Origin of the sequence: Klebsiella sp. GN_Kp190 (assembly GCF_040061795.1) — a bacterium.
GTDB classification, from domain to species: domain Bacteria; phylum Pseudomonadota; class Gammaproteobacteria; order Enterobacterales; family Enterobacteriaceae; genus Klebsiella; species Klebsiella michiganensis.
Map to the genome: position 1 here is coordinate 88,849 of NZ_JBEAFN010000004.1, position 8,094 is coordinate 96,942.

Here is an 8,094-nt window from a genome sequence, read left to right on the forward strand (position 1 = left end):
TATGAGTCTGAAAGAGAAAACCCAAGCCCTGTTTGCTGAGAAATTTGGCTATCCGGCCAGCCATGTTATCCAGGCCCCTGGCCGCGTTAACCTGATCGGCGAGCATACCGACTATAACGATGGGTTCGTGCTGCCCTGCGCCATTGATTACCAGACGGTCATCGCCTGTGCGCCGCGCGACGATCGTACCGTGCGGGTGATTGCCGCCGATTACGACAATCAGACCGATGAATTCTCTCTCGACTCGCCGATTACCAGCCACGATACCCAGCAGTGGTCAAACTATGTCCGCGGCGTGGTGAAGCATCTCCAGCAGCGGAATAACGCTTTCGGCGGCGCGGATCTGGTCATCAGCGGCAACGTGCCGCAGGGCGCGGGGTTAAGCTCCTCGGCTTCGCTGGAAGTCGCCGTCGGCACCGTGTTCCAGCAGCTGTACCATCTGCCGCTCGACGGCGCGCAAATCGCGCTGAACGGCCAGGAAGCGGAAAACCAGTTCGTCGGCTGCAACTGCGGCATTATGGACCAGCTGATCTCCGCGCTCGGTAAAAAAGATCACGCGCTGCTGATCGACTGCCGCTCCTTGGGGACCAAAGCGGTCTCGATGCCGAAAGGCGTCGCGGTGGTGATTATTAACAGTAACTTTAAGCGCACTCTGGTCGGCAGCGAATACAACACTCGCCGCGAGCAGTGTGAAACCGGCGCGCGTTTCTTCCAGCAGCCGGCCCTGCGCGACGTCACGTTGCAAGAGTTCAACGCCGTCGCCCACGAGCTTGACCCGGTGGTCGCCAAACGCGTTCGCCACGTGCTGACTGAAAACGCCCGCACCGTAGAAGCCGCAGCGGCGCTGGAAAAAGGCGACCTGCTGCGGATGGGCGAGCTGATGGCGGAATCCCACGCCTCCATGCGCGATGATTTTGAAATCACCGTCCCGCAGATTGATACCCTGGTGGACATCGTCAAGGCGACCATCGGCGATAAAGGCGGCGTTCGCATGACCGGCGGCGGTTTCGGCGGCTGTATCGTCGCCCTGGTGCCGGAAGATCTGGTCGAGACCGTACAGCAGGCCGTTGCCAAAGAGTATGAAGCGAAAACCGGTATCAAAGAGACCTTTTACGTCTGCAAACCGTCGCAGGGAGCTGGACAATGCTAAACCCAACAACGGAGCTGGCGCCGGACGGCCAGCCGTGGAATCTCCTCACCCTGCGTAACGACGCAGGCATGACGGTCACCGTAATGGACTGGGGCGCGACGCTGCTCTCCGCGCGAGTGACGCTGGCCGACGGCAGCGTACGCGAAGCGCTGCTCGGCTGCGCGACCCCTGGCGACTACACGCGCCAGGCCGCCTATCTCGGCGCTTCCGTAGGCCGTTACGCGAACCGTATCGCCAACAGCCACTTTTCCCTTGATGGCCGTAGCGTTAATCTGACGCCCTCCAACGAGGCCGGCCATCAGTTGCACGGCGGTCCTGAAGGTTTTGATAAGCGCCGCTGGCAGATTGTCAGCGCCGACGATCGTCACGCGCTGTTTTCACTCTCCTCCCACGATGGCGATCAGGGGTTCCCCGGCAATCTGACGGCTACGGCGCACTACCGGCTGACCGACGATAATCGCATCTCCATCGAGTATCGCGCCACCGTTGATCAGCCCTGCCCGGTAAACCTGACCAACCACGTCTATTTCAATCTTGATGGCGTGCAGAGCGACGTGCGTAGCCATAAGCTGCAAATCTTTGGCGATGCGTATCTGCCCGTTGAGAGCGACGGTATTCCGGGAGGCGATTTGCAAAACGTCACCCTGACCAGCTTCGATTTCCGCACGCCGAAGATGCTGGCGGACGATTTCCTGCGCGATGAAGACCAGCAAAAGGTTAAAGGTTACGACCACGCCTTTCTGCTCCAGGCGCTGGGCGATGCCAAAAGCCCGGCTGCTCACGTCTGGTCGCAGGACGAAAAGCTGCAGATGACGGTCTATACCTCCGCTCCGGCGCTGCAGTTCTACTCCGGCAACTATTTGGCCGGCACGCCGTCGCGCACGGCGCAGCCTTACGCTGACTGGCAAGGTCTGGCTCTGGAGAGCGAGTTCCTGCCGGATTCACCGAACCATCCGGAATGGCCGCAGCCGGACTGCGTACTGCGCCCCGGCGAAGAGTACGTCAGCCTGACGGAATATCAGTTTATTGCGAAATAATACCCAGCCCTCCTGATAGAGGGCTTTTTTTATCCTTTCGCTGAAAAATACGCCACTTACAGACAAAAACATAACCTCTGTTTTACAAGCACCTTACACTGAGCGACTATTTTCGCTATGGTTAGGGATAAGCATTGCCGTGAGGTAAGTCGCGGCAATATAATGAGAATAGTTATCAATCAATAAATATACACACTACAGATTTCGGGTCGCATCAAGGCGGCGAGAAAGATGACGTGTATTGAGGAGTAAGTGTATGGCTGTAACTAAGCTGGTACTCGTTCGTCACGGCGAAAGCCAATGGAACAACGAAAACCGTTTCACCGGTTGGTATGACGTTGACCTGTCTGAAAAAGGCGTGGGTGAAGCAAAAGCGGCCGGTAAGCTGCTGAAAGAAGAAGGCTTCAGCTTCGACTTTGCTTATACCTCTGTGCTGAAACGTGCCATCCACACCCTGTGGAACGTGCTGGACGAACTGGATCAGGCCTGGCTGCCGGTAGAAAAGTCCTGGAAACTGAACGAGCGTCACTACGGTGCGCTGCAGGGCCTCAATAAAGCGGAAACCGCTGAAAAATACGGTGACGAGCAGGTTAAGCAGTGGCGTCGCGGCTTTGCGGTAACGCCGCCGGAGCTGACCAAAGACGACGAGCGCTACCCGGGTCACGATCCGCGCTATGCAAAACTGACCGACGCTGAGCTGCCTACCACCGAGAGCCTGGCGCTGACCATCGACCGCGTCGTACCGTACTGGAATGAAACCATTCTGCCGCGTCTGAAAAGCGGTGAGCGCGTGATTATTGCCGCTCACGGTAACTCCCTGCGCGCGCTGGTGAAATACCTCGACAACATGGGCGAAGCAGAGATCCTCGAACTGAACATCCCGACCGGCGTACCGCTGGTGTATGAGTTCGACGAGAACTTCAAGCCTATTAAACATTACTATCTGGGTAACGCCGACGAGATCGCCGCGAAAGCCGCTGCCGTAGCGAACCAGGGTAAAGCGAAGTAATTTTCGCGGGATGTAAAAAAAGCGTGGAACCCTCCACGCTTTTTTATTTTGAGACTCGCCGTAAAACCTAACCGCGGCGCGCTTTTACCGCATTCGCCAGCTGACGAAGCAGCGTATCGGTATCTTCCCATCCGATACAGGCATCAGTAATGCTTTTACCGTAGGCCAGCGGCTCACCGCTGTCGAGGCTCTGATTGCCTTCCACCAGATGGCTTTCGATCATCACGCCCATAATCGCCCGCTCGCCGCCGGCAACCTGCTGGCATACGTCTGTGCCGACATCCATCTGCTTTTTAAACTGTTTGCTGGAGTTGGCATGGCTGAAATCGATCATGATCTGAGCGGGCAGGCCTGCTTTCGCCAGACCCACCTTCACTTCTGCCACGTGCTGCGCGCTGTAGTTCGGCTCTTTACCGCCGCGCAGGATAATATGGCAATCGCTATTGCCGCTGGTGTTCACAATCGCCGAATGTCCCCATTTGGTCACCGACAGGAAACAGTGCGGCGCGCCGGCGGCATTGATGGCGTCGATAGCGACTTTAATGGTGCCATCTGTGCCGTTTTTAAAGCCTACCGGGCAGGAGAGGCCGGAAGAGAGTTCGCGGTGCACCTGTGACTCGGTGGTACGCGCGCCAATCGCGCCCCAGCTCATCAGGTCGGCAAGATACTGCGGGGTGATCATATCGAGGAACTCCCCGGCCGCTGGCAGTCCGCTGTCGTTAATATCAAGCAGCAGCTTGCGCGCGATCCGCAGACCATCGTTGATGCGGAAGCTGTTATCCATATGCGGATCGTTGATCAGCCCTTTCCAGCCCACTGTGGTGCGCGGTTTTTCAAAATACACGCGCATCACGATTTCCAGCTCGCCTTTAAGCTCTTCGCGAAGCGCGAGCAGACGCTCGGCATACTCTTTTGCCGCCGCCGGATCGTGAATGGAGCATGGACCGATCACGACCAGCAGCCGATCGTCATGACCTTTAAGGATCTGGTGGATCGCTTTGCGCGCATGCGCAACGGTGTTGGCGGCGTTTTCGGTAGCGGGGAATTTTTCCAGGAGCGCAACGGGAGGTAATAATTCGTTGATCTCTTTAATGCGTAAATCGTCGTTCTGATAATTCATCTTATTTCCAGCGTTGCCATACTTATCTAGTTAAATGCAATCCCTCCAATCTATCTCTTCACTCAAAAAGTGTAAACGTGATTTTACACTAGCGGCAGAATATTCCTGGAAATAGGCTAAAAAACGCCATAAAGTCGCGGAATAGTGGCCACAAGCTATAATTTTTAACTGTTAGAACTTAATTTTCTTTAGCATTCAGCATTATATATTAATGCCGCTCGCTAACAGCGAAGCTTTAACCACAACGAGTAGAACCTCCGGCAATGCACTGTTGGAAGAGGTAATTCGGTAAATCGATATAACAGGAGCATCCAATGAAAATGAACAAGCTAACCAGTCTTCTCCTCGCAGCAACCCTGGGCCTGGCCAGCGGCGCGGCGCTGGCCGCCGATACCGGCGCGCAGTCGAACAACGGGCAGGCCAATTCGGCAGCCGACGCGGGTCAGGTTGCCCCCGACGCGCGTGAAAACGTGGCGCCAAACAACGTGGACAACGGTAAAATTAACGCCGGTTCCACCGATACCGGCGGCACCATGCTCCACCCCAACGGCTCCACCATGAACCACGACGGGATGTCGAGCGATGAAGTCCACAAGAACTCAATGTGCAAAGATGGCCGCTGCCCGGATACCGATAAAAAGGTCGGCCAGGACGAGGCGACGAAAACCGACGGTACCACCCAATAATCTGCGCGGTATCCGCCCGGAAGGAGAGCTAAGGCTCTCCTTTTTTCATTTTTTCACCCCAAGAGGTGAATCATGTCATAAAGTAATCATCAAAATAATAATGTAGGGATGGCACCATGGGGCAATCACACTCGCATAATTCTCCGCAATCCACCGAAGATAATAATGCCCGTCGGCTGCTGCTGGCGTTCTGCGTCACGGCCGGATTCATGTTGGTTGAGGTTGCAGGCGGACTCATTTCAGGTTCGCTGGCGCTGCTGGCCGATGCCGGGCATATGCTGACGGACGCCGCAGCGCTGCTGTTCGCCTTTCTGGCCGTGCGTTTCGCCAGTCGCCCGCCTAATGCTCAACACACCTTTGGCTGGCTGCGGCTGACCACGCTGGCGGCCTTTCTCAATGCTATCGCCTTAGTGGTCATTACGATATTAATCGTCTGGGAGGCCATTCAGCGTTTTCATCATCCGCAACCGGTAGCCGGTAAAACCATGATGATCATCGCCGTTGCCGGCCTGCTGGCCAATATTCTGGCCTTCTGGATCCTCCATCGCGGCAGTGAAGAGCGTAACCTCAACGTGCGGGCCGCCGCTCTGCATGTGCTGGGGGATCTACTCGGTTCGGTTGGGGCCATTATTGCCGCAATCGTGATCATCACCACCGGCTGGACGCCTATCGATCCTATTCTGTCCGTGCTGGTATCGTGCCTGGTTCTGCGCAGCGCATGGCGTTTGCTGCAGGAGAGCGTTAATGAGCTGCTGGAGGGCGCGCCGCGTTCGCTTGACGTCGACGCCTTAAAGCGCGATTTGCGCCGCTCGATACCTGAAGTTCGCGACGTACACCACGTTCATGCGTGGCTGGTTGGAGAAAAAACGGTGATGACGCTGCACGTGCAGGTGGTACCGCCGCACGATCACGACGGCCTGCTTGAACGAATCCAGGGCTTCTTACAGCATAAGTATGAAATTGAACACATTACGGTTCAGATGGAGTATCAGCCCTGCAGCGGCCCGGAGTGCCGTCTGAACATGACGCACGCCGGGCATGGACATCATCATCACCATTAACGGGAAAACGCGTGAGAGCCGCGCTCACGCGCGCTGTTAATCCACATACGGCTGCCGTTGAGGGCGATGAAGGTCAGCAGCAGATATTCGAGCGACATCGCATAAACGCCCTGCAGGGCGAAAATAACCACGCTGATGACGTTGATAATCACCCACAGCAGCCAGTTTTCGACGTATTTGCGCGTCATCAGGATCATCGCCGCAACCGAGAGAACCATCATGCAGGAGTCCCAGAACGGGAACGCGTCTGGCTGCAGCTCCGGCATAGCAACCTGCAGGCCCAGGGTGTGCATCAGCGCGACGGCAATCCTGGTCAGAAACGCAAAAACCGGATCGATAAATACCGTCATCAGGCCAATCGCCACCACGCAGGCCGCCAGCCAGCCTAACGCTTTCGGCAGCGGCAGCCAGCGGATTTGCAGTTCCGCCTGGTTATCGCTGGTTTGTCGTGACCAGGCGTACCAGCCGTAGACGTTGGCCGCGAAGAAAAAGATCTGCAGCAGAAGGCTGGCGTAGAGCTGGATCTGAAAGAAGATAATGGCAAACAGCGTGACGTTGATCAGCCCAAAGACATAGTTGGCAATCTTCTCCAGGCTCGCCAGCCAGATGCACAGCAATCCTGCGACGGTGCCTACCGCTTCAATCCACGACAGGTCATATCCTCCGGCGCCAATGGGTATATGCACTAATATGTTCTGCGTACTAAAAAAATCCATCTTATCCCCAGAGCGTTCTGTAACGCAGTAATGAGCTATCCCCGAAGTGTAGCCGCAAAATCGAGCATTCTGTTTAGCGGAACCAGCGCCCCGGTTCGCAGCTGTTCATCAACGTGAATTTCATGTTCAACGCCTCCCTTTTCCAGCCCTTCCGCAATCGCCTGCAGGCCGTTCATCGCCATCCACGGACAGTGGGCGCAGCTGCGACAGGTTGCCCCTTCGCCTGCCGTAGGCGCTTCCAGCAGCTCTTTTTCCGGTACCGCCTGCTGCATTTTGTAGAAAATGCCGCGGTCGGTGGCGACGATGAGCTGCTTGTGCGGCAGCGTTTTAGCGGCATTGATCAACTGGCTGGTTGACCCCACCGCGTCAGCCATATCGACAATCGCCTGCGGTGATTCCGGGTGAACCAGCACCGCGGCCTGCGGATAAAGCGCCCGCATTCTCGCCAGCGCTTGAGTTTTGAATTCATCATGAACGATGCAGGCGCCCTGCCAGCACAGTACGTCGGCGCCGGTCTGTTTCTGCACATAGCTACCTAAATGGCGGTCCGGCGCCCAGATGATTTTTTCACCCATGCTATCAAGATGCTCAATGAGTTCCACGGCGATGCTCGACGTCACAACCCAGTCGGCGCGCGCCTTTACCGCCGCTGAAGTGTTGGCGTAGACCACGACCGTACGATCCGGATGCGCATCGCAGAAAGCGCTAAACTCCTCGATCGGGCAGCCCAGATCGAGCGAGCACTCCGCGTGGAGCGTGGGCATCAGGATGGTTTTTTCCGGGCTGAGGATTTTCGCCGTTTCTCCCATAAAGCGCACGCCGGCAACCAACAGCGTCGAGGCAGAATGTCGGGCGCCGAAGCGCGCCATCTCCAGAGAATCGGAGATACAGCCGCCGGTCTCTTCGGCCAGCTGCTGAATTTCAGGGTCGGTATAGTAATGGGCCACCATCACCGCATCGCGCTCGCGCAGCAGGCGTTTAATTTTTTCGCGATAAAAGTGCTTCTCATCGCGGTTTAACGGCATGGGCTTCGGAGGAAAAGGATAAATCGCCGCTTCCGGGTCAAACATTACGCTCATCTTGCAGTCTCGTTTCACTGGCTTAACTTTCAGACCGTAATAATGCCTGAAGAAAGGTATTAACCGGTCATGGTGTTTTATATGCTAAACAAGATAGCCGATTGTGCAGAAAATGTCGTGAGGAATTTTTCCCACAGGGAGCATTTCCCGGAGGCGATGCTGCGCATCTGTCCAGGCTGCCAAACCTGCAGAACGCACGAATCTGTAGCCCGGGCAAGGCGCGTCAAGCGCCGCCC

Annotated in this window: 8 protein-coding genes and 1 pseudogene; 6 read left to right on the plus strand and 3 right to left on the minus strand. The window is 56.3% G+C overall.

What is annotated here, in order from left to right:
- The first annotated feature begins 1 nt into the window (after position 1).
- The 3 genes from galK to gpmA all read left to right on the plus strand — a co-directional run bounded on the left by galK (position 2) and on the right by gpmA (position 3,196).
- A complete protein-coding gene (galK, locus tag ABLU67_RS01955; protein WP_004848984.1) occupies positions 2-1,150 on the plus strand; it encodes a galactokinase in 1,149 nt (382 codons plus the stop codon).
- Positions 1,144-2,187: a galactose-1-epimerase gene (gene galM, locus ABLU67_RS01960; RefSeq protein WP_025108130.1), complete on the plus strand. Its 1,044-nt coding sequence runs from the start codon at positions 1,144-1,146 to the stop codon at positions 2,185-2,187. The genes galK and galM overlap by 7 nt, the downstream gene beginning before the upstream one ends.
- A gap of 256 nt (positions 2,188-2,443) precedes the next feature.
- Positions 2,444-3,196, plus strand: coding sequence for a 2,3-diphosphoglycerate-dependent phosphoglycerate mutase (gpmA, locus tag ABLU67_RS01965; RefSeq protein ID WP_004100351.1), 753 nt, complete (start codon positions 2,444-2,446; stop codon positions 3,194-3,196).
- 67 nt (positions 3,197-3,263) lie between these two features.
- Here the strand turns inward: gpmA and aroG are convergent, their stop codons facing one another.
- On the minus strand, positions 3,264-4,316 hold the full coding sequence (gene aroG, locus ABLU67_RS01970; protein ID WP_014228462.1) for a 3-deoxy-7-phosphoheptulonate synthase AroG: 1,053 nt from the start codon (positions 4,314-4,316) through the stop codon (positions 3,264-3,266).
- A gap of 314 nt (positions 4,317-4,630) precedes the next feature.
- Between aroG and ABLU67_RS01975 the strand changes: the two genes are divergently transcribed.
- Positions 4,631-5,002 (plus strand): YbgS-like family protein, encoded by a 372-nt coding sequence (locus ABLU67_RS01975; protein WP_025108131.1) that lies wholly within the window; start codon positions 4,631-4,633, stop codon positions 5,000-5,002.
- A gap of 116 nt (positions 5,003-5,118) precedes the next feature.
- A complete protein-coding gene (gene zitB, locus ABLU67_RS01980) occupies positions 5,119-6,063 on the plus strand; it encodes a CDF family zinc transporter ZitB (RefSeq protein WP_014228460.1) in 945 nt (314 codons plus the stop codon).
- Here zitB and pnuC read toward each other — a convergent pair.
- A complete protein-coding gene (gene pnuC / locus ABLU67_RS01985) occupies positions 6,060-6,779 on the minus strand; it encodes a nicotinamide riboside transporter PnuC (protein ID WP_348852131.1) in 720 nt (239 codons plus the stop codon). The two genes, zitB and pnuC, sit on opposite strands and share 4 nt — an antisense overlap.
- 35 nt (positions 6,780-6,814) lie before the next feature.
- Positions 6,815-7,858, minus strand: a complete 1,044-nt coding sequence (gene nadA / locus ABLU67_RS01990; RefSeq protein WP_004848967.1) for a quinolinate synthase NadA — start codon at positions 7,856-7,858, stop codon at positions 6,815-6,817.
- A gap of 69 nt (positions 7,859-7,927) precedes the next feature.
- On the opposite strand from nadA, the pseudogene ABLU67_RS01995 reads away from it, so the two are divergent.
- Positions 7,928-8,032 (plus strand): annotated as a pseudogene (locus ABLU67_RS01995) (hypothetical protein); the annotation flags it as partial.
- Positions 8,033-8,094 lie beyond the last annotated feature (62 nt).

Excerpts from the sequence above, each read along its gene's own strand:
- galK (WP_004848984.1), top strand. The coding sequence starts at position 2 with ATGAGTCTGAAAGAGAAAACCCAAGCCCTGTTTGCTGAGAAATTTGGC.
- galM (WP_025108130.1), top strand. The coding sequence starts at position 1,144 with ATGCTAAACCCAACAACGGAGCTGGCGCCGGACGGCCAGCCGTGGAAT.
- gpmA (WP_004100351.1), top strand. The coding sequence starts at position 2,444 with ATGGCTGTAACTAAGCTGGTACTCGTTCGTCACGGCGAAAGCCAATGG.
- aroG (WP_014228462.1), bottom strand. The coding sequence starts at position 4,316 with ATGAATTATCAGAACGACGATTTACGCATTAAAGAGATCAACGAATTA.
- ABLU67_RS01975 (WP_025108131.1), top strand. The coding sequence starts at position 4,631 with ATGAAAATGAACAAGCTAACCAGTCTTCTCCTCGCAGCAACCCTGGGC.
- zitB (WP_014228460.1), top strand. The coding sequence starts at position 5,119 with ATGGGGCAATCACACTCGCATAATTCTCCGCAATCCACCGAAGATAAT.
- pnuC (WP_348852131.1), bottom strand. The coding sequence starts at position 6,779 with ATGGATTTTTTTAGTACGCAGAACATATTAGTGCATATACCCATTGGC.
- nadA (WP_004848967.1), bottom strand. The coding sequence starts at position 7,858 with ATGAGCGTAATGTTTGACCCGGAAGCGGCGATTTATCCTTTTCCTCCG.